This is a genomic window from Methylosinus sp. Ce-a6, assembly GCF_009811655.1.
GTDB lineage: Bacteria > Pseudomonadota > Alphaproteobacteria > Rhizobiales > Beijerinckiaceae > Methylosinus.
This window is the reverse complement of sequence record NZ_BGJX01000005.1, coordinates 32,271-56,756: the sequence shown is the minus strand read 5'-3', so window position 1 is coordinate 56,756 and position 24,486 is coordinate 32,271. Positions and strand designations below refer to the sequence as shown.

Here is a 24,486-nt window from a genome sequence, read left to right as displayed (position 1 = left end):
CGACGAGGGATGCGAGGATGAGCTTCGACAGCATAGGCGAGGACCAGTTTCGCCTGGCGGTGGAATCGGCGCCGGCCGCCATGATCGTCAGCGGCGCCGATGGCCTCATCCAATTCGTCAACGCGGAGACCGAGCATATGTTCGGTTATCGTAGCGACGAACTGGTCGGCAAGTCCATCGATATTCTCGTGCCGGCGCGATTGCGGGCGACGCACTCCTCCTTGCGCCAGAGCTTCTTCGCCCGCCCGAGCAAGCGGCCGATGGGCGTCGGCCGAGATTTGAAGGCGACGCGCCGCGACGGCAGCGAATTCGCGGTCGAGATCGGGCTCACGCCGATCGAGAGCGAGAGCGGCCCTATCGTGCTCGCGACCGTGCTCGACATCACCGCGCGGCGCGAGGCCGAGAACGCGCTGTCGCAGCGCGCGGCGGAGCTCGAGCGCGCCAATGAGCGGCTCGCCCAATTCGCCTATGTCGCCTCGCATGATCTGCAGGAGCCGCTGCGCAAGATCGCCGCCTTCTCCGATATTCTCGAGCAGGCGATCTCCTCGGCCAATCAGACCGACATGGTCTACGCCAACAGCGTGATGCGCTCCTCCGCGCTGCGCGCGCGCGAGCTCGTCGACGATCTCTTGACCTATTCGCGCGCCATCAATGACGCTCAGCATCTCCAGGAGCTCGATCTGCGCGAGGAGATAGAGCTCGCGGTCGACGATCTCTCCGAGACGATCGCAGAGACCGGCGCACGGCTGCACATAGACGCGCCGCATGTCACAATTCGCGCGGACCGCTCGCAATTCGCGCGGCTCGCGCATAATATCGTCTCCAACGCGCTGAAATATCGCAAGCCCGATCACGCGCCGGAGATCGTCATCAGGGCGACGCAGAACGGGCGCGAGATCGTCATCGCTTTCGCCGACAATGGCATCGGCTTCGAGAGCAAATATGATCGGGTCGTCTTCGAGCCGTTCAAGCGCCTGCATTCAAAAGGCAAATATCCCGGCACCGGCATCGGGCTCGCGATCTGCAAATCCATCGCCGATCGCCATGGTTGGCGGCTCTCGGTGACGTCGCAGCCGGGACAGGGCTCGACTTTCTATGTCGCGATTCCGCTGGATCAGGCCATGGGGAGTGGGCAGTAGGGAGTAGGCGGTAGACGATCGCCCTCCTCCTGCCTAACGCCTAACGCCGACTGCCCATTCGCACGGAGAACACGATGATGATCGACCTCCATTATTGGCCGACGCCCAATGGCCACAAGATCACGATCTTTCTCGAGGAGGCGGGGCTCGCCTATCGGATCGTCCCGGTGGACATTTCGAAAGGCGAGCAATTCTCTCCGTCTTTTCTCGCCATCTCGCCGAATAATCGTATGCCGGCGATCGTCGACCATGCGCCGGCCGACGGCGGCGCGGCGGTCTCGGTGTTCGAATCCGGCGCGATCCTCGTCTATCTCGCCGAGAAGACGGGGCGCTTCCTGCCATCCGATCTGCGCGGCCGCGCGCGCGTTCTGGAATGGCTGTTCTGGCAGGTCGGCGGGCTCGGGCCCATGGCCGGGCAGAACCATCATTTCCGCAATTACGCGCCGGAGAAAATCCCTTACGCGATCGATCGCTATGTGAACGAGACCAATCGCCTCTATGGCGTGCTGGATCGGCGGCTCGCGGGGCGCGACTTCCTCGCGGACGATTACTCCATCGCCGACATGGCCTCTTATCCCTGGGTCGTTCCTTATGAGCGACAGGGGCAGAACCTCGATGATTTTCCCAATCTGAAGCGTTGGTTCGAGGCGATCCGCGCGCGGCCGGCGGTCGAGCGCGCCTATGCGAAGGGCGAGGCCGTCTCCCGCCCGCGCGACGGATTCACGGAGGAGGAACGAAAAATCCTCTTCGGCCAGACGGCGGCGAGCGTCGGCGGCGCCGGCTGAGCGCGCTCACTCGCCCCGTTTTTTGGCCTCTTGCGCGAGGCGCCGCTTCTTGTTGCGCCAAGACACGAAGAAGATGACGGCGAGAAAGACATTGATGGCGAGGACCCATTTGTCGCTCCACGACAAATGCGTCCAGATCGTCTGCACAAAGGACACTTCGCTCTCCCTTTGCGGGCGCTCGCCGCCCGCTTTTTCTCGTTTGTCGCCGCCGCAGCGGCGTCGATCCGGAATTTACGCGCAACGGCGCTTTCGATAAAGGCCCGGCGCGCTCATCCCGCCCGCAGAAGCTTCACCGCCTCGTCGCGCTCGAAGAGATAGAGCAGCGCCCTCAGCGCCTCGCCGCGCGGGCTCGCAAGCTCGGGATCGCGGCGCAGGATCAGCTCGGCGTCGTCGCGCGCCGTCGCCAGCAGCCGCGCATGGGCCGAGAGATCGGCGAGGCGGAAGCCCGGCAGGCCCGATTGCCGCGCGCCGAGGATCTCCCCCTCCCCGCGCAGGCGCAAATCCTCCTCCGCTATGCGGAAGCCGTCCTCGGTCTGGCGCAGCATGACGAGCCGCGCCTTGGCCGTCTCCCCGAGCGGGCCCTTGTAGAGCAGCAGGCAGGAGGATTTGCCCGCGCCGCGGCCGACGCGCCCGCGCAGCTGATGCAATTGCGCGAGGCCGAAGCGCTCGGCGTGCTCGATCACCATGACCGTCGCCTCGGGCACGTCCACGCCGACCTCGATCACCGTCGTCGCGACGAGAATGCGCGTCGCGCCCTCCTTGAACGCCTCCATGGCGGCGTCGCGCTCGGCGGCCTTCATGCGGCCGTGGACGAGGCCGACGATCTCGCCGAATATGCGCGTCAGATCCTCATGGCGATCCTGCGCGGCGGCGAGGTCGAGATCCTCATTCTCCTCGACGAGCGGGCAGACCCAATAGACGCGCGCGCCCGCGGCCAATGCGCGGCGCACGCCCTCCACGACATCGCCGATGCGCGAGACGGGCAGCGCGCGCGTGTCGATGGGCGAGCGGCCGGGCGGCTTCTCGTCGAGGATGGAGCTGTCCATATCGCCGAAATAAGTGAGCGCCAGCGAGCGCGGAATGGGCGTCGCCGTCATCACCAGAACATCGGCGTTCGCGCCCTTGGCGCCGAGCGCCAGACGCTGCTGCACGCCGAAACGATGCTGTTCGTCGACGACGGCGAGGCCGAGATCGGCGAAAGCGAGATCGCTCTGCACCAGCGCGTGGGTGCCGATGACGATGTCGACGCCGCCCGCCGCGATCGTCTCGTAGAGGCGCGCGCGCTCGGACGGCTTGGCGCGGCCGGTGAGCAGAGCGAGGCGCAGCCCGGCGCCTTCGGCGAGCGGCAGCAGGCGCTCGTAATGCTGGCGCGCGAGGATTTCCGTCGGCGCCATCAGCGCCGCCTGTCGCCCGCATTCGACGACGCTCGCCATGGCGAGCAGCGCGACGATCGTCTTGCCGGCGCCGACGTCGCCCTGCAGCAGCCGCAACATGCGCCGCGAGGAGGCGAGATCGTCGCGTATCTCGGCGAGCGCGCGCTGCTGCGCGCCGGTGAGCGCATAAGGCAGCGCCGCCTCTATGGCGCGCGCGATGCGTCCGTCGCCGGCGTTCTCGCGGCCCGGCTCGCGGCGCATCTTCGAACGGATGAGCCGCAGCGCGAGCTGCTGCGACAAGAGCTCGTCGAGCGCGAGGCGCTGGCGCGCCTTGCTCATGGGCTCTATGTCGGCCGGCGACCTCGGGTGATGCGCCTCGGCGAGCGCCGTCACGAAATCCGGGAGTCCATTGGCCGCCAGCACGGAGGCGTCCTGCCATTCCGGCAGCTTCGGCAACCGCTCCAGCGCCCCCGCGACCGCGCGCTGAACAAAACGCTCCTGCAGCCCTTCCGTGAGGCCATGCACCGCCTCGGCCGGCGGCAGGCGGGCGAGCCCCTCCTCGTCGAGCACGCGATCGGGATGCACGATCTGCCGGCGCCCGTCATAGAGCTCGATCTTGCCCGACACCCAGCGCGTCGCGCCTATGGGCAGGCTGCGCTCGATCCAATCGGCGTTGGAGAGGAAAAAGACCAGCTCCGCATCGCCGGTGTCGTCCTCGACGAGCACCTTGAACGGCGCCTTGGAATAGCGCCCCTGCGGCTTGCGATGCTCGGCGACGCGCACCTTCAGCACGACGACGCGATCGTGAGGCGCCTCGGCGATGGTCGGGCGCAGGCTGCGGTCGACGAGATTGATCGGCAGATGAAACAGCACGTCGATAAGGCGCGTCTCCTTGCCCGGCCTGGCAAGCAGCCGGTCGAAGTGCTTGGCGGTCTTCGGGCCGATCCCCGGAAGCGAGGCGGCGCGGCCGAACAGCGGATCGAGGATCGAAGGACGCATGCCGCGCCTTTTCTCCTATCGGCGGCGCTTTGTCATGTTCGGCGGCGCGCTAATCGGGCAGCACGTCCGGCGTCTCCCAGGCGAGATGCTGGCCGCCGTCGACGGCGATCATCTGGCCGGTGACGCTACGCGCTTCCGCGAGATAGACGACGGCGTCGACCACCCCCGAGACATCCGCCGCACGACGCAGCGGCACGCCGCGTGCCTCCGTCTCGAAACCCTTCTGCCCATGCACGGCGTTGGGAAACACCGGCCCCGGCCCCACGGCGTTGACGCGGATGCGCGGCGCGAAGGCCTGCGCCATGGTGCGCGTCGCCGTCCATAGCGCCGATTTGGCCAGCGTATAGGTGAAATAGCGCGGCGTCAGCCGGAACACGCGCTGATCGACGATATTGACGATCGCCCCTTCCGCGTCTTGCGGCAATTGCGCGGCCATGTCGCGCGCGAGCAGCAGCGGCGCGCGCAGATCGACGGCGAATTGCCGGTCGAACACCTCGACCGAGAAGTCATGGGCGGCGTCGAGCTCGAACACCGAGGCGTTGTTGACGAGCAGCGTCACGGGCCCGAATTGGCGCGCGGCGAAGCCCATCAGAGCCTCGGTCTCGCGCGCGTCGGAGAGATCGGCGCCGACCACGGCGGCGCGGCCGCCCTTGGCGCAAATCGCCGCGGCGGCGAGCTCCGCCTCCTCCATGGAGCGGCGCGAGGCGTGCAGCACCACGGGGCGGCCCGATTGCGCCAGACGCGCGGCGATCGCCAATCCGATCCGCCGCGCCGCGCCCGTCACCAGAACCGGCCCCGACCTGCCTGCGCCGCCCGCGCTCATCGCCCGCTTCCCCATCTTGCTCGCGAGCAAGGCAATTCTCACGCCACGGCGCCGAGGTCAATGCGCGACCCGGACGTAACCGCAGGCATTTTTACGCATTATTAAGCAATCTGACGACACGGATGCGCCATGATAATCTCAGATCGCGCCAATCGTGTCGGGATAAACTCGGTTAATTCTAAATATATCATGGTTTCGACACAATCAATACATTGTGGAGCCCGCAGGTTTTGCTTCGAGACGAGCGCGGGCTCGGGCGCGGCAAGAATCCATTAACGTGAACGTTTTTAATTCGACCGAGCTCTGGCTGGGCCTCGCCCCTCGCCTGCGCCTCAGTTTTGTGACCGCGAGCCCGAGGGCCTCGAAGGCGCGCGAATGTGGAGTCGAGTTCGATGAGACCTATGCTGTTTCCCGCGCTGCTGGCGCCCGCCCTGCTCTGCGCCGGCGCCTCCGCCCTCGCCGCCGATCTGCCGCGACGCGGCGCGCCCGTCGCCGACTATTACAGCCCGCCGCCCGCCTTCAGCTGGCAGGGCCTCTACATCGGCATAAACGGCGGCTATGCGTTGAGCGCGTTCCAGAACGGCAGCAATCGTCTGCTCGGCGAGCCGAACGGCTGGGTCATCGGCGGCACGGCCGGCTACAACTACACTTTCGCCCCGAACTTCCTCGTCGGCGTCGAAGCGGATTTCGATTTCAACAGCTCGAAGGACGGCCGCTCGCCCATCGCCGGTCTCTCGGGCAGCGGCTCCGTCGACAATACACTGACCATCCGCGCGCGCGGCGGCGTCACCATCGATCGCGCCCTATTGTTCGTCACCGGCGGCTTCGCCGGCAGCAACACCACCGCGAGCGTGAACAACGCTTTCCAAGGCTTCTACGGACAGCAGTCGAAATTCCTCGCCGGCTGGGCGCTCGGCGCCGGCATAGAATTCGGCGTCGCGCCCAATCTCTCCGTCAAGGCGGAATATCTCTTCACCTCTGTCGGCGGCGACCGCTATTTCGATTTCTCGACCAATGCGCTGCAGACGAACATCGATACGTCGACGATCCGCGGTGGCGTCAATTATCATTTCTGAGCACATGCGCCGACCCCGTCGAAAGCGCGGGGTCGGCGTCATTCATTCGCATGAATTTCTCGGACGATCCGTCGCCGCGCGCTCGAAGCGCGTTTCCGAAAAGCGCGGAGCGGCTCTTCGAAAAGCACATGCGCGTTCGAATAGCTCGAGCGCGCTTTCGGACATGATTTATCCGAATGCGCTCTAATGCCCCTGCGGCTTGCTCAATGCGCGAAAGCCGGCCTTGCAAAGCAGATAGCCGACGATCGACACGGAGACGACGGCGATCACGACGGCCTCCGCGAGCAGGGTGAAGACGATCGGATCATTGGCGCCGTAATTCGACATTGCCGGTTCCTCCAGTCGCCTGCGCGTAAATTGGCGACGCCAGGCTTGCGTGAAAGATTAAGCCTTCGGCTCGATGCGCGACGAGCGGGCGCATAGCCGCAGCGTCAAACGACCGCAGCGGCGGCGCGAACCATGTCGATTTTCGTCGAATAGGAACGCGTCACGGCGACGAATGCGCCGCAAAAAAACTGAATGAACCCTCCACTCGTCGATTCGAATTGCCGACATAGTTTTCTCCCTCGTTGGTAGGAGTCGCAGCGACCGCGCAGATTGGTTCGCAGCGAAGATGAAGGAGGATCGCACCCATGAGCACAGTCGTGAGATTGTCGGCGATCGGCGTCTCGGCGCTCGTTATCGGCCTGTTCAGCGTCGACGCCGCCGTCGCGAAACAAATATGTCGGCAAGTGTGCGAAGAGAGAAGCGCGTACGAGCCGCCGACATGCGAGCACAGGACGAGCTATGTGCGCCGCATCGTCGAGCGCAGGACCGTCTATGTCTCCCGGCCTGCGATCGTTGCGACGCCGGTGGTCGCCTACCCCGCCTATTCATATGGGTACGCCTACCCATACGGCTATGGCGCAGGCCTCATCGGAGCGAGCTTCGGCGGCTGGGGCTGGGGCTGGTAAGCCGGCGTCAGGCGAGCGCGGCGCGAAGGTTTCGAGCGCCGCGCGAACGCAAGGCCCATTTGACAATGTCGAGGCCGCGCCTGATAGTTCAAGCGGGGAATTTTTCAGGCTGGCGAAGATGATCGATGAGCTCGACAGTGAATTTCATGGCGAACCCAATTCCGAGACTTCGCCGAAACTCTCTCGCCGCTCGGTGCTGACGGGACTTTTCGCGCTGCCGATCGCCGCGCTCGGCGCCGGCCCCGCCGAGGCGCAATATATCGGCTTCGGCCCCTTCCGGCTGCATCTCGGCCCGAACGGCGGATATGGCGGCGGCTATCGCGCCCGTCGCCCGCGTCCGGTCGTCCGCCGCCATAGCGGCGGCGGCTCGCGCCACGCCTCGGGGCGCGGCCGTCATGGCGGTGGGGGCGGCGACAATGGCGGCGGCGCCGCCAGCAGCGCGACCGGGCTCGGCAAGGCGGATTACTGATCCGCCTGCGGCCCCGTCAATATTTGCCGGATTTGCGGAGCGCCTCCAGAGCCTCAGCGGCGCCGGGAAAATCCTGCGCCTTGGCGAGGCGGTAGAGATCGCCCGCCTTCTTCGCGTCCCTCTTCAGCACATTGGGCACACCCTTCTCATAGGCCCTGCCCAGCCAGAACTGGCCGCGCGGATTGTTCTGCTCGGCCGCTTTCATATACCAGCGCACCGCCTCCGTGACATTCTCGCCCCCGTCGGCGTCGCCGTTCTGAAACATATTGCCGAGCAAGGCCTGCGCTTCGGGAAATTCCTTCTCCGCCGCCTTCCTGATCCATTTGAAGGCCGTGGGAAGATGCTGGGGACGTCCCTGCCCTTTCAACGAAATCATGCCGATGATGTATTGCGCCTCTCGGTCGCCCGCCTCGGCGAGAGGCTCGCCGATCGACGAAGCGCGATCGAACTCCTTGTCCTTCACCGCTCGGCGCAAATCCGCGATCGTCGGCGACGACCCGAGCGCAGCCTTTTCGACGGCGGCGGTCTTCTGGCCGGGCACGGTGGATGGCTGGCAATCCGCAATGCTGAATCCGTCATTGCATTTGGGCTTGGCCGCCGGCGTATCGTTCGCCGACAGAGCCGGGCGGTCGATCTCGCCCCGCGCCGGCTTGATCTCGGCGATCTGGCCGTAATCCAGCGTCTTCGTCGTCTGGCGACGGTCGCCGTCGAGCTCCGTCGTCGCGCGGCGGTCTCGCTCGATACGGTCGATCTCCCGCTTCTTCGTCCCGCCGTCGGAATCGCCGCCGCCGAACAGCAAGGGCGCGACGGCCGCGAAGGCGAGGATCGCCACCGACACGCCCTGCAGCGCCGGGTGAAGCGATTTGAAGCGCCGAACCAGCGAGGTCGAGCGGCTCTTGGCGACCGCCAGAGCCGCCGAGGGCAAGGAGGAGAAGGCGGCGGAGGCGGAGCCGGCGGAGCCGGCGCTCGCGGTCTGCGTCGTTCTGTCGAGCAGATGGGCGGGGCTCTCGACGATCGCCGTCGCGTCGACGCGCAACGCCGTCGCGCCGATCGCGTCGCTGAAAGCGCGGATCGACGGATAACGCTGCTCCGGCCGCTTGGCGAGCGCTTTCATGATCGCCGCCTCGAGCTCCGGCGTCACGCCGGCGACGCGCGGCGCCAGCGGCGGCGGATTTTTGCCGATCTGCGCCTGCAGCAGCTCCACCTCGTCCAGCCCGGCGAAGGGCGGCGCGCCGGAGAGGATCTCATAGAGCACGACGGCGAGCGAATAGAGGTCGCTGCGCTCGTCGCCCTCGCTGCCGCGACGCTGCTCCGGCGCCATATAGAGCGGCGTGCCGATCGCCGTGCCGGCGCGCGTCATGCGCACGCCGCCTTGCACGCGGGCGATGCCGAAATCCATGATCTTCACGCGCCCGTCATTGCCGATCATCAGATTCGACGGCTTTATGTCGCGATGGATCACGCCCATCTGATGCGCATAGGCGACGCCGTCGGCGGCCTGCGCAACGATGGCGAGGCTCTCCTTGACGCCGAGCGGTCCGCCACGCTCGCGCAGCACATCGTCCAGCGCGCGGCCGCGCACCAGCTCCATCACCATGAAGAACTCGCCGCCTTCCCGCAGGAGCGAGTGGAGCATGGTGATGTTGGGATGATTCAAACGCGCGAGGCTCTGCGCCTCCGCCTTGAACCGCCCGACGAATTCCGGATCCTGCGTCAGCTCCGCGCGCAGGGATTTGATCGCCACCTCGCGTCCGTCGATAAAAGTGTCGGCGGCGGCGTACACCTTGCCCATTGCGCCGGAGCCGAGCAGCTCGACGATCCGGTAATGCCCGATCATTCGTTGGTCGCTCATGACTCTCTGCCTCTATCGAATGGCGACGACGCGCGTCGGCGGACCGCCGGCTCGCCCATCGTCCGCGACGACCGCAATTTTCTGCGTCGCCGCCTGATCGGCCCGCCCGCTCTGCGGCGGGGCGACGATCCGAAACACGCCGACGGAAATATTGTCGTGCCCGCCCGCCGCGAGGGCGGCGTCCACCAGCAGCCGGCAGGACTCCTGCGGCGCGCGATCGGGAATGATCGCGGCGAGCTCCGCCTCGCCGACGAGATTGGAGAGGCCGTCGGAACACAGCACGATCGCGTCGCCGACGCGCAGCGGCAGACCCTCGGACCAGATCGTCGGCGCGATCTCGTTGCGTGTCCCCACCGCCTGCAGAATGACATTGCCGCCGGGGCTGCGCTCGGCTTCCTCCTTCGTCATCACGCCCTCGCGCACCAGTTGCGCATGGAGAGTCTGATCGTCGGAGAGCTGCGAGACCTCCCCGCTCCGGATAAGATAAGCGCGGCTGTCGCCGACATGGGCGAGCCACAGGCTTCCGTCGCGAATGACGATGGCGGTGCAGGTCGTGCCCATGCCCTTGCAGTCGGGCTCGCGCGCGCTCTGCTCGAAGATGGCGCGATTGGCGGCCTCGAAGGCCGCCTTCAGCGCGCGCGGCGGCTCCACCTCCAGCGAATAGAACACGCGGCGCACCACTTCGGTGGCGAGCGCGCTCGCCACTTCGCCGGCGGCGTGGCCGCCCATGCCGTCGGCGACAATGGCGAGATAGCCATGCTTCGCCTCGGGCGCGCCCGGCGCCGGCGCGACGAAGGCGACGCTGTCCTCATTGGAGGAGCGCACGCGGCCGACATCGGTCTGCATCGCGCCGACGACGCGGAAAGCGCCGCCAGCGGCCCCGAGCTCCGTGGCCATGTCTCGCAACCTTTAGATCAGTTGCGCTGCGCGCGCAGCAAATCCCGCCCGAATTTGATCGGCACGGCCAGCGTCACCCGCGCGTCGCCGCGGCTGCGGCTGTAGGTGAACAGGCCGATGACCTTGCCATTGGCGTTGAACACCGGCCCGCCGCTATTGCCGGCGCCGGTCGCCAGCACCGAGAGCTGAATGCGCTCGCCGGCGCTGGTCAGCGTCACGCCGTCCTTTTCCTTATAGCCGGTGGAGAGCTTCGAGACGATGCCGTCCGTCACCGTCGCCTCCGGAATGACCTCGTTCTGAACGCGCGTCAGGCCGTTCTCCACCGTGACCTGCCGCTGCACATTCTCCACCGAGACGCCCGGATAGCCGAGCACGACGACCTTCTCGCCGATCGTCACCTGATCGTCGTCGGCGAGCTCGACCTTGTCCAGGAGCTGCGGCGAGTCGATCTTGATGAGCGCGGCGTCGGAATCCGCCGAAGCGCGCACCAGAGCGGCGTTGACGCCGAGCCGCGCGCCGGGGAAGCGCACTTCGAGCTGCTCGTTGCGGCCTTCGAAAGTGCGCTGCTCATTGCGCGTCATGTCCGGAATATTGTTGCGGCCGATCGGGATCGCGACAGTCGACGGGAAAATGACGCCGCCGGCCTCCGGAACCCACATGTTCAAATCGGCGTAGTCGTCGGACTCGAGATCGATGATCCCGTATTTGCGCAATTTGGCGTTCTTCGCGCCCGGGCCGCCGCCGAGATCGAAGAGATAGCCGAAGCGCGGCGACTCATAGGTCACTTTCCAGCCGGCGGCGACATGCTTGTTGGTGAGCAGATAGCCCTGCTCGCTGATGACGAAGCCGGAACCGCGCCCCGAGCCGGCGATCTGCTGATTGGAGCGAAGGTCGTCCTCGAGCGTCAGCCAGCGCACCACCTTGCCATTGGGCAGGCGCACATAGGCCGGCAGCGTGTCCTTGCCGATCTTGAAGGTCTGGTGGAAGATCGGCTTGCCGGTCTGCGTGTCGAACAGACGCCAGCGAAGATCGATGCGCGCCGTGGCGTTGGCGTATTTGTTGTAGATGTCGAGCGGCGTCATGCCGATGAGATTGGTCTTCACCTCGCTCTGCAGGGAAGCGCTGCGCTGATCGGCGTGCTTGGCGTCGGCCTTCACGTCGGCGAGCTCGGCCTGGTGGCGCTCGTCGTCCTTGAGTTGCTTCCAATAGACGGCCCCGCCGCCGAGCGCGATGAAAGCGAGCAGTCCGGCCGCCACCGCGCCCCAGATGCGGCTCGTGGAGCGGCGCTCCTCGACGATCAGCCGCTGCACCGTCTCCTGGCCGACGCCGACCTTTTGCGGCGGCGGCGGCGCCGACGCCGTCACCTCGGCGACGGCGGTCGAGGCCGCCGTCTGCGCCGTCTCGATCAGCCGCGTCGCGGCCGAATCGTCGACGCCGATGACGCGCGTGCGGGCGGCGAAGCTCGCCGGCCGCGGCTGCAGATCGAAGGTGAATTTCGGCCCCTTGGCGCCGCCGAGCTCGATCTTGTCCTCGGGAAGCAGCTCGGCCTCCTGAGAAATGCGCTGCCCGTTGAGGAAAGTGCCGTTGCTGCTGTTCAGGTCGAAGAGCTTGAATTTCAGATCGTCGCCTTCGCCCTCGATGCGGATCGCCGCATGTTGGCGGCTGACCACCCCATCGATGGTGGGGTCGAATGCGATTTTCGAGGTCGGATCGCGGCCGATGGTGATCTCCTGGAGATCGCCGATCGGAATCTGCTCGATCTGATTTGCCTTCGACCCCGACAAATGCCGAATGACGACGCGCTCGACGACTCCGCCCATGACCCCGCCCCTGAAAAATCCGCGACTTGGTTTCGGCGCCGGAAAAAAAGAAAAAATGCGCCTTTTGCCGCCATGATTTACACAATACCAAGGGCGAGAGCCGCCTCGCAAGAGGAGTTCGCCGGCCAAGGCGGCGTTCGACTTGCGCCGGGCGGGCCGATCGTATAGCACGGTCGCGCTGGACGATGAGCCTGGAGTCCTTCGCCCAATGAGCAAGAAGCCCTTGAACCTGGTGCATTTGTCGACTTTGGCCGCAGTGGCGATCCTGGTCGGCACGGAGCTCGTCGGCGCCTCCTGGGCGGCCGGCTGGGCGCTCGGCGGCCTGTTTCAGCTCGATCCGGCCGTGAGCCGCATTTTCGAAATCATCTTCGCGCTGGCGGGTTTCGTCGGCCTTTATTTCTTCATGCGCACCGCCGTCCGCAACGAGCCGATCCGCTGATTTCACGCGCCTTCGGCCGACGACGGGCGCTTCCCCGCGCCGCGAGGTTCCCTGCATGAACGACGACACGGATCGCCGCTCCTTTCTCAAGGCCGCGGCGGCGACGAGCGCGCTCGTCGCGGTTCACCCCGCCGAGGCCGAGGCCGGCTCCGGCCGCCTCGATCTCGGACCGCCGGAGCCCTTCACCTTCGAGCGGCTGAAGGAGACGGCGCGTCGCCGCGTCAAAGAGCCCTATCGGCCGCCGAGCCAGCCCGATCCCGAGATCACCTCGAAGATCGACTATGAGGCCTGGGGCAAGATCAGCTACGACACGGATTACGCTCTGACGACCGGCGCCGGCCGCTTCCCGGTCGAATTCTTCCACCTCGGCATGTTCTTCAAAAAGGCCGTCCGCATGTATGCGGTCGATGGCGGCCAGGCGCGCGAGGTGCTCTACAGCCCGAAATATTTCGACATGCCGGAGGATTCGATCGCCCGCCTTCTGCCGCCGGGCGCGGGTTTCGCGGGCTTGCGCATTCAGGAGCCGAAGGATGGCCCGCTCGACTGGCGCAAGAACGACTGGGTCGCCTTTCTCGGCGCCTCCTATTTCCGCGCCATAGGCGAATTGCGCCAATATGGGCTCTCCGCCCGCGGCGTCGCGCTCGACACCTGGGTCTCCGGAAAGCCGGAGGAGTTTCCGGACTTCACCAATGTCTATATCGGCCCGGAGACAGCGGACGGGCTGACGCTGCACCTCCTGCTCGAAGGCCCCTCCATCGTCGGCGCCTTTCGCATTCTCGCAAAGCGCGACAAGGGCGTGACGATGGACATCGACTGCTCGCTGCATCTGCGCGGCAACTTCGAGCGCTTCGGCATAGCGCCGCTCACCTCCATGTATTGGTTCTCGGAGACCAAGAAGCCGACCGCCGTCGACTGGCGGCCGGAGGTGCACGATTCCGACGGGCTCGCAATGTGGACCGGCCGCGGCGAGCGGCTGTGGCGGCCGCTCAATAATCCCGAGCGCGTGATGGCCTCGGCCTTCTCGGACGAGAATCCGAAGGGTTTCGGCCTGCTGCAGCGCGACCGCAATTTCGATCATTATCTCGACGGCGTGTTCTACGACCGCCGCCCGAGCGTGTGGATCGAGCCCAAGGGCGACTGGGGCAAGGGAGCGGTTCAGCTCATCGAAATTCCGACCGACGACGAGATCCACGACAATATCGTCGCCATGTGGGTTCCGGAGAAGCCGGCCGTTCCCGGCTCCTCCTTCGATTTCTCCTATCGCCTCCATTGGCTCGCCGACGAGCCCGCCCCCACTCCGCTCGCGCGCTGCGTGGCGACGCGGCTCGGCAATGGCGGCCAGCCCGGCAAGCCGCGGCCGAAGGGCGTGCGCAAATTCATGGTGGAGTTCCTGGGCGGGCCGCTCGAGCGCCTGCCCTTCGGCGTGAAGCCCGAGCCGGTGCTGTGGTCCTCGCGCGGGACCTTCTCCTACATCTACACCGAGGCCGTGTTCGACGGCGTGCCGGGCCATTGGCGGGCGCAATTCGACCTCGCCGTCGACGGACGCGAGCCGGTGGAAATGCGCCTCTTCCTCAAGCACAAGGACGAAGTGCTGTCGGAAAACTGGCTCTTTCAATATCACCCGTTGTGACGCGCCCTCTTCAGCGCGCGTCTTCGAGCCGCGAGGGATAGGCGCCCTCGCGCAGGATGCGCGCCAGTTCCTCCGCCGATCGGCGCCAGGAGATGATCTCGCGCGGCGGCGCCGAGACCGGCGCGGCCATCGCCTCCTTCATGCGCGCGAGCAGCGCGTCGCTGTCGGCCGGATCGAAATAGGACGCCCAATCGCCGCCGACCTCCCGAAACACGCGAATGTCGCTCGCGATCGCCCGCGCGCCGAAATGCGCCGCCTCGACGAGCGGCAGGCCGAAGCCTTCCGCGATGGACGGAAACACCAGCGCCCGCGTGCTCTGGTAGAGATGGCGAAGATCGGCGTCGCTCACGCCCTGCAGCCAGAACAGGCGCCGTCCGAATTCAGGATGCGTGAGGATGCGCCGCTGCAATGCGCGCACATTCCAGCCTTTCGAGCCGACGATGACATAGCGGACGTCGGCGCCTTCCCGCCACCAGCGATCGAAGGCGTCGAGCGCGATCGCATGGCCTTTGCGCGGCTCGAGCGTGCCGACGCTGAGGAAGAGCGGCGCGGGCCCCGCGGCGGCCTGCATCGCGCGCGCCGATGGAGCCGCATCGCTCGGCGCCTGAAAATCGGCGCCGAGCGGCCACCAGCCGAGACGCAGGCCCGGCTTGCACGGCAGGCGACGCGCCCGCGCATAGGCATCGAAATCATCGATGACGGCCTTGGAGATGCCGACGATCGCGTCGCTCTTTCGAACGAGCAGATCGAACCATTCCACAAAGGCGCTCTGCGCAGAATCCGTCACCACCGACGGATAGAGGATCGGAATGAGATCGTACAGGCAGCCGATCGTCTCGCCGCCGGCATCCGCCACGGCGTCGATCATATGCGAATATTCCGCGGTGAGATGCCAGCCGGCGTCGAGCAGAAGAAATTTGTCGCCGGCCGCAGGCGTCACCTCGTCCGGCAGCTTCTCATGCGTGAAATGGGAGAAGAGGCGTCCCTCCTCCATGAAGACGGGGATTCCGGCGCCGCTCTCGACCATCGCGCGCGCGATCTCGCGCACGACGCGCTGAATGCCGGTACGGCCGATGGTCCGATGCGTCGACGTCATATCGACGAGCAGCCGTCCGCTCGTCGCTGGCGACGCAATATCGCCCGTGAGTGCGATGCGCCAGGCGCTCGCTTTCTCGGCGCTCGGCTTGCGCCACAAGCCGTCATGCAGACGGCCGAGCCCGAGCAGGCGCGTCACCGTCCAATAGAATTCGCGGGCCCTCGCATAGAGGAATTTCGTGTAGTCGTCGACCTCCTCGCGCGCGAGCTCGTCGATCTCCGCTTTCATCTCCTTCAGCAGAAAGGCCTCGATCCGGCCTCCGCCCGTCGTCGTTTCGACCATATGTTCGCGACCTCTCTCCGATTGTCGCGAACAATAGCGGCGCGCGCGCGCAAATCCAAACCGTCGAGCGACGAAGCGAGCATCGAATGCAAAACGCCGGCCATGATCCAGCGATCATGGCCGGCGTCGCCGAAACGAAAACGTTCTTCTCAGAACGCCCCGTGAGAAATGATCGGCGCATAGTGGATGAGGGTGAGGATCAGCGCGATCGCGCCGACGAACCACGCCACGGACTTGACGATGTCCTTCCCGGAAGTCTGCAGAGCCATACTCTTCTCCTTTAGACGCCGCCGCTCGTTTTTTTGGCTTGGCTGCGTGCAGAGGCGTCGAGACGTCGCAGCTTGATCTATCGAATGGCGACATATTTCGTCGCGCGCAAGTTAAATTTTCGGGAGGCGACGGGAAAAACGCGTCACTGCGCTCGCTGCGGCTCGCCCGCGCCCGGCTGCGCCTCGCCTTTGCCCTTCATTTCCTCATGACCGGAGCGATGCTCTTCGCCCTGAGCGTCGGCGCCGCGACGATGCGCCTTCTCCCATCGCTCCATGGCCTCCGCGTCATGCGCATGAGCGGCGTCCGGCGCGTCGATCGCCGCCTCGATCCGCAATTCCCCGGCCTTTTCGAACACGAGCGTGAGCTCGAAGCCCCGACCGACCGGATTGATCTTCTCGATGCCGGAGAGACGGATGTAGGAGCCGCCGGGCGCGAGAGTCACTTTCGAGCCGACAGGAAAGAAGATCGCATCCTCGGTGACGGCGAAATGAGGCGCGACATGCAGCTCGAAGCCGCCGATGTCGGGCGATTTCACCGCGATCAGACGATCGGGCGCGTCGGCGCGATTATAGACGACCATGAAGAAATTGGCGTCGCTCTCGCCGTCGCGCGGCGTGCGCAGCCAAGGATGCTCGACCTTGATTCCGCCTTTTTCATATTCATGCTCGCTCGCGAGGCCGAAACCGCTCGCCGCGAGCGCGGCGCCTCCGCTCAGCAACAGCACGCGTCGTCGATCGATAGACATGCCCGCCTCCTCTCCGACGGGCCGCATGGGTCGCGGCGCCGCTCGTGACGAACGAAAGCGCCGCCCCGATCACGCTCGCGGCGTTTTCGCTTTGAACGAATTCTTGTGCCAGAGTCCGAATCCGACCAGCCCCAGCGCCGCAAAAAATGTCATGACCGTGATGTCGCGGCTCTCGGTAGCGCGAGACATATTCCTTCGTCCCGTCGTCGCTTCGCGCCTTCGCCAGTCCGATGAACGCGCCTTTGCTCTCGAAGTCATATTCGAAGACGAGCGCGCTGGCGCGATATCTCTTCGGCGGCGCATAGGTCTCGGTGTCGCGCTCGAGATTTTCGTCATCGCTGGACTGGCCGACGTCACGCAGAATGTGGATTTCCAGATTCATGTCGCGCGGCTCGTCCCGCACGGCGTCGTTGATAGCCCATGAAACTCATCTGATCGGACCCGGCCTTCATCTCGCGCTGGCCCTCGATGCCGACGCCGCCATGCGCCTGCGCTTGCGACCCCGAGCCGATGCTGGCGAAAATCGCGGCGACGAGAAATCGGACGGTCATTCAACTCCTCCCGGTTTCGCGCGCATTTTTCCGAGCGCCGCCGCCATTCGAACCATATATATCGGTATACGATAATTATATATCGTATGCCGATATACGTGCAAGCCGCGGCTTCCCGCAAAGAGGCCGCCCGCCTGCGCGCCGTGCCGCGCCGGCCTTGACCGGGCGCAGGGCCGAGGCCATCATTGGCGTCTGGCCCAAGATCGCCGCAGCGAATCCGAGGGGAGCAAAAAAAAATGACGACGGCGCTCGAGAGCCGCCCTCGGGAGGCCGAGGAAGAAAGCCGCCCCTCGGAGGAGGAGCTACGCGCGCTGGCGAATTTCCGCTATGCGCTGCGGCAATTCCTCGCCTTCAGCGAGCAGGCGGCGGCCGATGTCGGCCTCACCATGCAGCGCTATCAGGCGCTGCTCGCCATCAAGACGTTTCGCGCAGGGGCGCATATAAGCGTCGGCGAGCTCGCCGAGCAATTGCTGATCCGCGATCACAGCGCGGCCGAGCTCGTATCGCGCCTCGAGCACGCCAAGCTCGTCAAACGCAAGAACGATCCTCTCGATCGGCGCCGCTCGCTCGTCGTCTTGACGACGCTCGGCGACCGCCGATTGGCGCATCTCGCTTTCGTGCATCTGCGCAAGCTGCGCGCCGAAAAAAGCGCCTTTCTGCGTCTCTTCGAGACCGAATCCCACAACGAGTGATGCGCCGGGCGAGGCGGCGCCGCGTCGATGTGGCAAGCCACGCTCGCCGCTTCGCTCACGTTGCTGTCGTCGTCTTTGCGCGCCGCGGGGAGGCCGCTTCGCGCCCTGCGCATCTCTTCGGGCGCGACGCAGCCTCGTTTCCATCCGACGTGGACGCCGGTTCGGCGTTGGAAACGTCTCGAAACGAAAGCCGAGAGTCTTTTCATGTTTCAATGAAACATGAAAAGACTCTAGAGGACGACCCCCGGAGTCGTCTTTCGCGACGGCTCCGAGAGACGGGCGGCCGGCAAGAGTCGAGTCAAGACTGCGACGACGGCCAGGGACGCATGAAGCTCAACACCGTGGCGCTCAGCGTGCTGCCGGTCAGGACGACCGTGGCGCCGAGCGCGAGCAGAGCGACGAGATTGAGGACGAGATCATTGGTGCTTCCCGCGACGGCGAGCACGCCGAGCACGATCGCCGCCAATCCGGCGAGCGCCTGAATGCCCGCGGAGCCGGACGCCATCTCGCTCGCCAGAAACTCGCCGGCGACGCTCTGCGACTGCGCGGCTTCGCTTCTCGCCTGCGCGTGACGCAGCGTGTAGAGATGCCACACCGCATTGCTGCTCAGCACGAGCGCCGTTCCGAAAGCGATCGTCGCGATCGGCGTCAAAACCCCGGAGTTGATGCCGAGCAGCGAGAGAACGCCGAGCACAATTCCCGCCGCTCCGACGAGGAAGACGGCTGAGAGGCTGCCGCCTCCGAAATGCTCGAAATTCGCGGCTTTGCCGCCTGCGGGGAAAATGATCTGCGCATATTCTGACAGCATGGCGCCGCCTTGAATGAGCAGCGCGACGCCGAACACGACCGTCGCGATGCCGGCCATGAGCGGCGGATTGACGCCGGCGAGCCCGCAAACGGCGAGAACAATCGTTGCGATGCCTCCCACCGCATCGACGAGGCCGCCATAGACTGCGGCGTTTTCTTGCGCTGTCGCCTCTCGGAAGGTCATGGACATGAGGACTCTCCATTCCTGCAGCCCGTCCTGCAACCCCGCGCTCCATCTAGTTGCGCGGTCCGAGCCGGCAAGAGACCACAGCTCGAGCGGAGCGTCGCCGATCCCCCTCGCGTCGAAACCGCAGGAACCAATCACCGCCGAACGTGTTCAGTGGAATCGAGGATTTGTTTTGCCGGGCGGATGGCCCCATTGGCGACGGAGGGCGTGATGAAATACAGAACTCTCGAAGAAATCACTAAACTTGCAGGAGTCGAGCCCGTCGAAGCGCGACGAGACGAGATCTCGCTGCGTCGTCAGCGTCTCGAGCGGCTCGCCACATTGATCGAAGCGCATGTCGGACGCATTCGCCTCTTCTCGATGATGGAATATGTCCCGCTCAAGGAGCGCGTGAAACTGCGGCAGGACGAGTCGCCGCTGTCGATCGCTCATCGCGACGCTCTCTTCCGCGAGCAGGGTCTCGCCGGCGACCGCCTCGGCGACGCGGTCGACTTCTTCCAGCTGTCCATGCGCGAGGCGCATCACATTTTCTGCGATTGCAACTATTCCGGCGCGATCACGCCCGCCGCCGTCGCCGCGCGCACGCGCTCGGTCGCCGCGAAGAAGACATTCGGCGAGCTCTGGCGTAGCTTCACACGGCGCTTCGGCCTCGCGTGATTTGATCGGAGCGCGGCGCATAGATCATGTTCCCGAAAAGCGCGAAGCGGTTTTCGGAAGAGAACATGCAAATTCGAACCTCTCTAGAGCGCAGTCGGGCGTGACGTGTCCGAACGCGCTCTGAGCGCGCTGTGCTACGCCGCCATCACGCGGCGTCCGGCGTTCATCAACGCGAAGGGCGCGCCGGACAAAAGAATGTCCAGCGCGGCGAGCGATTGGTGCCGCCCGTTCACCGAGAGCCGAGGCAACGCCAGGAGATGATCGCGGTGCTCGGGAAAGATCGTTCCCGGACGCGTCGTCACGGCGCTCGCGAAGCCGAGCCGCGCCGCGAGCTCGAATTCTCTGCGTCCGGCCGATGTCGGATCGCCGACCGGATAGCAAAAATGCGGGACCGGCCGCGCGAGCTCGGCCTCGAGCCGCAACCGGCATTCGGTCATTTCGAAGATCGCGCTCTCGCAATTCACTTTGGCCAAGCGCGCATGGGTCATCGAATGCGCGCCGATCGTCGCGAGCTCGTGACGCGCGAGCGCGCGCAGCTCGCTCCATCCGAGACACAGTCGCCGCGTCAGCGCGTAAGGCTCGAGCCGCGCCTCGGCGGAGAGAGCGGTGACGACGCGCAACAGCTCCGCCTCATCGCCCGCCCGCAATTGCGCATAGACCTCCGCGAAGGCGCTTTGCTTTTGAGCCGCCGTCGCGGCTTCGCAGAGAATGCGCCGGCCGCCGGCGATCACATCGAGGCGATCGAGACGCCGGATCGCCTCCTCGAGCTCGACCCACCACAGCCGCGCGGAGGCGTCGGCGTATCCGGCGGTGAGATAGAGGGAGAAAGGCGCGTGATGGCGCTCCAGCACGGGAAGCGCGTGCTCGACGAAATCGCGATAGCCGTCGTCGAAGGTGAGCACGGCGAAAGGCGCGCCGGGCGCCCCTTCCCGCAGCCGCGAGAGCGCCGCCTCGAGCGGCAAAATCTCGACGCCGCGCTGGCGCAGCCGCAGGATCAGCGCATTCAGGAACTCCGGCGTGATCTCCAGCGGCTGATTGGGCTCGAAGGCCTGCTCGAGCCGCGGCCGCACGCGATGGAACATCAATATCGCGCCGAGCCCGCGCGTATAGGGCTCGGCCAGACGATGGGCGCCGCTCGCGCGGAAGAACTCCATCCCCGCCTCGATCGCCAATCGACGCCATTTCGTCACGGCCGCGCCTCCTCGCGCAATTCGTGTCCTCGAGTCTTTCATGTATCGAAAGACTCGAGGCCTTTGTTTCGACGCGTTTCCGACGCCGAACCGGCCTCCACTTCGGCTGGAAACGCTCTCACGACACAATCTCGAGGTCTCGTTGACCTTTCCTTGCTAGTGTCGCCGAAAGCGCAAACATCCGCAATGCGGCCACGATATGGTTAACGCAAGAGCAGAAGACCTCATGGAGCTTTCGCGGTTCGAAGCGGCCGCCGACGATCTCGAGCTCGACGTCTTCGCCTCACTCGAGGCGGCGCGCGAAGATTGGGAGCGGCTGTTCGCCGGCGCGCCGGCGAGCGCCTATCAATCCTTCGGCTTCGCGCGGGATTGGTTCGAGACTTTCGGCCGCGGCCGCGGCATGCGCCCGATGATCGTCGTCGCGCGCCATACGAAAGGCGCGCGTCCGCTCGCTCTCCTCGCGCTCGCGACGTCCCGCCTCGGCCCACTCGGCATCGCGCAATTCCTCGGCGGCAAGGAGAGCAATTTCAATCTCGGCCTCGTCGCCACGGACGCGCGCCTCGACGCCGCGGCCATGCGCTTGCTGCTGCGCCGCGCGGCGCGCGCTGCGGGCGTCGATCTTTATCGTCTCGGCAATCAGCCGCTGGTTTTCGATGGCTTCGTCAATCCGCTCGCTCTGCCAGGCGCTGCGCCGAGCCCCAGCTTCGCCTATGGAACGAGCCTGCCGGAGACGGCGGGCGAGCTCGACGCGCGGCTTTCGAGCGACGCCCGGAAAAAGCTGCGCAAGAAGCAGGCGCGGCTCGAGAAAATGGGCGCGCTCGCCTTCGAGCATCGCGCGACGGGCGAGCGCGCGCGCGAAATCCTCGAGGCGCTGCTCGCGCAAAAGGCCGAGCGATTGCGGGATCCCAGTTTCGCGCGCGGCGCCATGCGCGACTTCGTCCTCGGACGCTGCGGCGGCGCGCTCGAGGCCCATGCGCTGACGCTCGACGGACGCATCATCGCCGCCTACGCCGGCTTCGTCCATCGCGGACGTTTTTCCGCAATGCTCAACTCCTTCGTGGCGGACGAAGAGATCGCGCGCTCCTCGCCCGGCGATCTTCTGCTGCATTCGCTGCTGCGCGATCTCGTCGCGCGCGGCGTCGCCCGCTTCGATCTCGGCGTCGGCGAAGCGCGCTATAAGAACGCCGTCTGCGACGAGACGATCGCGCTCGTCGACGTCGTCGTTCCGGCGACGGCCCTCGGCGCGCTCGCCGCGCCCATTCTCGCCGCGCTCACGCGCGCCAAGCGCGCCATCAAGCAGAACCCGCGCCTCTTCGCCGCGCTCGCGCGCCTGCGCCGCCTCGCGCGTTGAGTCTCTAGAGCGTTTCCAGCCGAAGTGGACGCCGGTTGCGTCGGAAACGCGTCGAAACAAAAGCCGAGAGTCTTTCCGTGTTTCAATGAAACACGGAAAGACTCTCTAGGCGGCGGATGCGCCGGCCGAAGCCTCCTCCTCGAGCAGGAAGGCGTCGCTGACTCCGGCCCGAGCCAGTTCGTCGATGATCGCCTCCGCCGCGCCTTCGCCGCCGCTCACCAGCACGATGTCGAAGGACGGCGCGAGGAACATCGCGCGGTCATAATCGCGCGTGACGAAGACGATGAAATCATAGGTCTGCGCCAGCGCCTCGAGCACGGGCTCGGCCTCCTGATCATATTCCGCCGCGGCGCGTCCGCCCGGCATTACATGCAGGCGCGAGTCGAGATCGCGGTGAATGGCCTCGGCGAAGGTGGCGGCGCCGCTCGTAAGATCGGCGAGTCCGAGCGGTCGGGCGCGATCGACGTCCGGCACGAGCCGGTCATAGAGCTCGCCTTCCGCCTCGGCGTCGGCCGCGACCAGAATGGCGAGGCCCCGCCGCGCCAGAGAGCGCGACAGAGTCACGGCGCTTTCGAAGCTATGCTCGGCGTCGGCGCAGCCGACCATCAGCACCTTTACCGAGAGCGCGGCCATGCGGGCGGCGTCGATCCTGCCGACGACGCTCGAATGCGGCGCGCGCGCCGACCGATCCTCGAGCTCGGGCGTGCGCCGATCGGACGAAGCGGCGATTGCCGTCGTCCGCGGCTCTTCCTCGAGCTCGGCGAAAGCAAGCTCGCGCCGCTCCGCCGCGAGGCGAACCTGCGGCGGCGCTTCGAGCGCCTCCTCCTCGGGCGGCGCCGCGAGCGGCGAAGGGCCGGCGACGCGGGCGCGGCCGGAGAGGAGCTCCATGGCGACGATCGAGCCGGTCGTGAGAACGAAAGCGGCGATCGTCGCGAAGGCGGTGATCGGGACCTTCTTGGGGAAGGAGGGCGTCGGCGGCGCCACGGCGCGCTGAATCACGCGCGCGTCGGCGGGCGAGGACTTCGGCCCCTCGCGCGCGAGCGCCTCCTGATATTTGGCCGAATCCGCCTCGAGCTGGTCCTTGAGCACGCGGGCGGCGCGCTCGAGCTCGCGCAGCTGCACCTCGTCGGCGCCCGCCACTCCGGCGACGCGCTTCTGCTCCTCCATCGCGCTTGTCAGATTCTCGACGCGCGCCGAGGCGATACGGGCCTCGTTCTCCAGCGTGCGCGCGGTGCGCTCGGCCGCGCGGCGCCAATCCGCTTCGAGATCGGCGAGCTGCGCCTGCAGCTCCTTTATGCGGGGATGGCCGGGCAGCAGCGTGCGCGATTCGAGCGCGAGCTGAGCGCGCAGCGACACGCGCTGCTCGCCGATGCGGCGGATCATCTCATTATTGGCGACGTCGGGAATCTCGCCGACGCGATTTTGCCGGAGCATGTCGCGCACCAGCTTGGCCTTGGCCTCGGCGTCCGCCTGCGCGGTGCGCGAAATGGAGAGCTGATTGGAGAGATCGCCGAGCTGCTGCGTGGCGATCGAAACATTATTGGCTCCGGAGAAGAGGCCCGAGCGCGAGCGGAACGCCTCGACCTTGGCCTCGGCCTTGGCCAGCCGCTCGCGCAGATCGGCGAGCAGCGGGCTCAGCGACTGGGCCGCGTCGCGCGCATTCTCGCGCTTCGCCTCGCGCTGTATGTCGATATAGAAAGCGGCGATGGCGTTGGCCGCCCGCGCCGCGAGATCGGGATCGCGGGCGGAGAACTCGATCTGGAGCACGCGCGTCTTGGTCGGCGAGAGCACGAGCAGCTTGTCGAAATAGGCCTCCAACATGCGCTCTTCGGGCGCGAGCTTGGTAGGATCGCGCGCGAGGCCCAGCATCACGCCGATCTTCGCGCCGAGCCCCATGCCGTCGGCGAGCGGATCGAATTCCGCATTTCCCTGGAGATCGAGCGATTTCAACACGCGGCGCGCGAGATCGCGCGAGGTGAGCATCTGAATCTGACTCTGCACCGCCTCGGCGTCGGGCGCGGCGGCGGGATCGCGCTCCTTATCGGCGCGCGTCAGATAGCTCTCCTGATTCTCGAGCAGCACGCGCGCCTCGGCCGTGTAGCGCGGCTTGACGACATTGACGAAAACCAGCGCGCCGAGAAAGGCCGAAAGCGTCGCGCCGATCACGATGCGGCGACGGCGCGACAGAGCGCCGGCGATCTGCCCCAGGTCCATCTCCCCCTGTGCGCTCGCGTCATCGTGCGTATGGCCGAAACTCATCTTTCGAACTCCGTCTGGCGCGCAGACCATGTACCGAGATTATGGTACCGAGATTATGGTTTCCGCGGGGTTAACCGCGGGCGGCCGCCCTTTTCCGGTCGACCATGGCTAATCGGAGCATGAGGCTTTTGTTAACCATGAGTG

At 66.0% G+C, this 24,486-nt stretch carries 23 protein-coding genes; 10 read left to right on the top strand and 13 right to left on the bottom strand.

The features are described 5' to 3' along the window. Positions 1-17: 17 nt before the first annotated feature. Positions 18-1,139, top strand: coding sequence for a PAS domain S-box protein (locus tag Mspo_RS05005; protein WP_159727450.1), 1,122 nt, complete (start codon positions 18-20; stop codon positions 1,137-1,139). Between the two features lie 77 nt (positions 1,140-1,216). After that, complete coding sequence (locus tag Mspo_RS05000; protein ID WP_159727687.1) at positions 1,217-1,924, top strand: glutathione binding-like protein; 708 nt, start codon at positions 1,217-1,219, stop codon at positions 1,922-1,924. Positions 1,925-1,930: 6 nt separating this feature from the next. On the opposite strand, the gene Mspo_RS04995 is transcribed toward Mspo_RS05000, so the two are convergent. The 3 genes from Mspo_RS04995 to Mspo_RS04985 all read right to left on the bottom strand — a co-directional run bounded on the left by Mspo_RS04995 (position 1,931) and on the right by Mspo_RS04985 (position 5,119). Next, positions 1,931-2,080 carry a hypothetical protein gene (locus Mspo_RS04995; RefSeq protein WP_159727448.1) on the bottom strand — a complete coding sequence of 50 codons (150 nt, stop codon included), beginning with the start codon at positions 2,078-2,080 and terminating at the stop codon, positions 1,931-1,933. Positions 2,081-2,193: 113 nt separating this feature from the next. Further along, a complete protein-coding gene (gene recG, locus Mspo_RS04990) occupies positions 2,194-4,296 on the bottom strand; it encodes an ATP-dependent DNA helicase RecG (RefSeq protein WP_159727446.1) in 2,103 nt (700 codons plus the stop codon). Positions 4,297-4,345: 49 nt separating this feature from the next. Beyond that, a complete protein-coding gene (locus Mspo_RS04985) occupies positions 4,346-5,119 on the bottom strand; it encodes an SDR family oxidoreductase (protein ID WP_159727445.1) in 774 nt (257 codons plus the stop codon). A gap of 392 nt (positions 5,120-5,511) precedes the next feature. Between Mspo_RS04985 and Mspo_RS04980 the strand changes: the two genes are divergently transcribed. Beyond that, positions 5,512-6,195: an outer membrane protein gene (locus Mspo_RS04980; protein ID WP_244613143.1), complete on the top strand. Its 684-nt coding sequence runs from the start codon at positions 5,512-5,514 to the stop codon at positions 6,193-6,195. 183 nt (positions 6,196-6,378) lie between these two features. On the opposite strand, the gene Mspo_RS19570 is transcribed toward Mspo_RS04980, so the two are convergent. Next, positions 6,379-6,522 carry a hypothetical protein gene (locus Mspo_RS19570; protein ID WP_201281629.1) on the bottom strand — a complete coding sequence of 48 codons (144 nt, stop codon included), beginning with the start codon at positions 6,520-6,522 and terminating at the stop codon, positions 6,379-6,381. Positions 6,523-6,827: 305 nt separating this feature from the next. On the opposite strand from Mspo_RS19570, the gene Mspo_RS04975 reads away from it, so the two are divergent. Both Mspo_RS04975 and Mspo_RS04970 read left to right on the top strand, forming a co-directional pair. Next, positions 6,828-7,148 carry a hypothetical protein gene (locus Mspo_RS04975; protein WP_159727443.1) on the top strand — a complete coding sequence of 107 codons (321 nt, stop codon included), beginning with the start codon at positions 6,828-6,830 and terminating at the stop codon, positions 7,146-7,148. 118 nt (positions 7,149-7,266) lie between these two features. Beyond that, entirely contained in the window at positions 7,267-7,617 is a 351-nt protein-coding gene (locus Mspo_RS04970) for a hypothetical protein (protein ID WP_159727441.1), read from the top strand. 16 nt (positions 7,618-7,633) lie between these two features. Here Mspo_RS04970 and Mspo_RS04965 read toward each other — a convergent pair whose 3' ends face one another. The 3 genes from Mspo_RS04965 to Mspo_RS04955 are packed head-to-tail and all read right to left on the bottom strand — an operon-like array spanning position 7,634 to position 12,186. Further along, positions 7,634-9,469: a serine/threonine-protein kinase gene (locus Mspo_RS04965; RefSeq protein ID WP_159727439.1), complete on the bottom strand. Its 1,836-nt coding sequence runs from the start codon at positions 9,467-9,469 to the stop codon at positions 7,634-7,636. A gap of 12 nt (positions 9,470-9,481) precedes the next feature. Then, a complete protein-coding gene (locus Mspo_RS04960; RefSeq protein ID WP_159727437.1) occupies positions 9,482-10,366 on the bottom strand; it encodes a protein phosphatase 2C domain-containing protein in 885 nt (294 codons plus the stop codon). A 17-nt stretch (positions 10,367-10,383) separates the two neighbouring features. Next, positions 10,384-12,186 (bottom strand): trypsin-like peptidase domain-containing protein, encoded by a 1,803-nt coding sequence (locus Mspo_RS04955; protein WP_159727435.1) that lies wholly within the window; start codon positions 12,184-12,186, stop codon positions 10,384-10,386. 208 nt (positions 12,187-12,394) lie between these two features. Here Mspo_RS04955 and Mspo_RS04950 point away from each other — a divergent pair, with 208 nt between their 5' ends. Together Mspo_RS04950 and Mspo_RS04945 are read left to right on the top strand one after the other, a co-directional pair. Next, positions 12,395-12,625, top strand: coding sequence for a hypothetical protein (locus tag Mspo_RS04950; RefSeq protein ID WP_159727433.1), 231 nt, complete (start codon positions 12,395-12,397; stop codon positions 12,623-12,625). Between the two features lie 55 nt (positions 12,626-12,680). Continuing rightward, positions 12,681-14,255 carry a glucan biosynthesis protein gene (locus tag Mspo_RS04945; RefSeq protein ID WP_159727431.1) on the top strand — a complete coding sequence of 525 codons (1,575 nt, stop codon included), beginning with the start codon at positions 12,681-12,683 and terminating at the stop codon, positions 14,253-14,255. Between the two features lie 10 nt (positions 14,256-14,265). Here Mspo_RS04945 and Mspo_RS04940 read toward each other — a convergent pair whose 3' ends face one another. The 3 genes from Mspo_RS04940 to Mspo_RS20185 form a co-directional block, all read right to left on the bottom strand. After that, positions 14,266-15,633: a glycosyltransferase family 1 protein gene (locus tag Mspo_RS04940; protein WP_159727429.1), complete on the bottom strand. Its 1,368-nt coding sequence runs from the start codon at positions 15,631-15,633 to the stop codon at positions 14,266-14,268. 412 nt (positions 15,634-16,045) lie between these two features. Further along, positions 16,046-16,648, bottom strand: a complete 603-nt coding sequence (locus Mspo_RS04935; protein WP_159727427.1) for a copper chaperone PCu(A)C — start codon at positions 16,646-16,648, stop codon at positions 16,046-16,048. Between the two features lie 353 nt (positions 16,649-17,001). Beyond that, positions 17,002-17,199, bottom strand: coding sequence for a hypothetical protein (locus Mspo_RS20185; RefSeq protein WP_306344943.1), 198 nt, complete (start codon positions 17,197-17,199; stop codon positions 17,002-17,004). 236 nt (positions 17,200-17,435) lie between these two features. On the opposite strand from Mspo_RS20185, the gene Mspo_RS04925 reads away from it, so the two are divergent. Further along, on the top strand, positions 17,436-17,891 hold the full coding sequence (locus Mspo_RS04925) for a MarR family winged helix-turn-helix transcriptional regulator (RefSeq protein WP_159727425.1): 456 nt from the start codon (positions 17,436-17,438) through the stop codon (positions 17,889-17,891). Positions 17,892-18,189: 298 nt separating this feature from the next. Here the strand turns inward: Mspo_RS04925 and Mspo_RS04920 are convergent, their stop codons facing one another. Beyond that, on the bottom strand, positions 18,190-18,888 hold the full coding sequence (locus Mspo_RS04920) for a hypothetical protein (protein WP_159727423.1): 699 nt from the start codon (positions 18,886-18,888) through the stop codon (positions 18,190-18,192). 207 nt (positions 18,889-19,095) lie between these two features. Here Mspo_RS04920 and Mspo_RS04915 point away from each other — a divergent pair, with 207 nt between their 5' ends. Beyond that, positions 19,096-19,542 carry a hypothetical protein gene (locus Mspo_RS04915; RefSeq protein ID WP_244613141.1) on the top strand — a complete coding sequence of 149 codons (447 nt, stop codon included), beginning with the start codon at positions 19,096-19,098 and terminating at the stop codon, positions 19,540-19,542. A gap of 134 nt (positions 19,543-19,676) precedes the next feature. On the opposite strand, the gene Mspo_RS04910 is transcribed toward Mspo_RS04915, so the two are convergent. Further along, a complete protein-coding gene (locus Mspo_RS04910) occupies positions 19,677-20,696 on the bottom strand; it encodes a polysaccharide deacetylase family protein (protein ID WP_159727683.1) in 1,020 nt (339 codons plus the stop codon). Between the two features lie 262 nt (positions 20,697-20,958). Here Mspo_RS04910 and Mspo_RS04905 point away from each other — a divergent pair, with 262 nt between their 5' ends. After that, a complete protein-coding gene (locus Mspo_RS04905) occupies positions 20,959-22,083 on the top strand; it encodes a GNAT family N-acetyltransferase (protein ID WP_159727419.1) in 1,125 nt (374 codons plus the stop codon). A gap of 105 nt (positions 22,084-22,188) precedes the next feature. On the opposite strand, the gene Mspo_RS04900 is transcribed toward Mspo_RS04905, so the two are convergent. Continuing rightward, a complete protein-coding gene (locus Mspo_RS04900) occupies positions 22,189-24,342 on the bottom strand; it encodes a GumC family protein (protein ID WP_201281628.1) in 2,154 nt (717 codons plus the stop codon). Positions 24,343-24,486 lie beyond the last annotated feature (144 nt).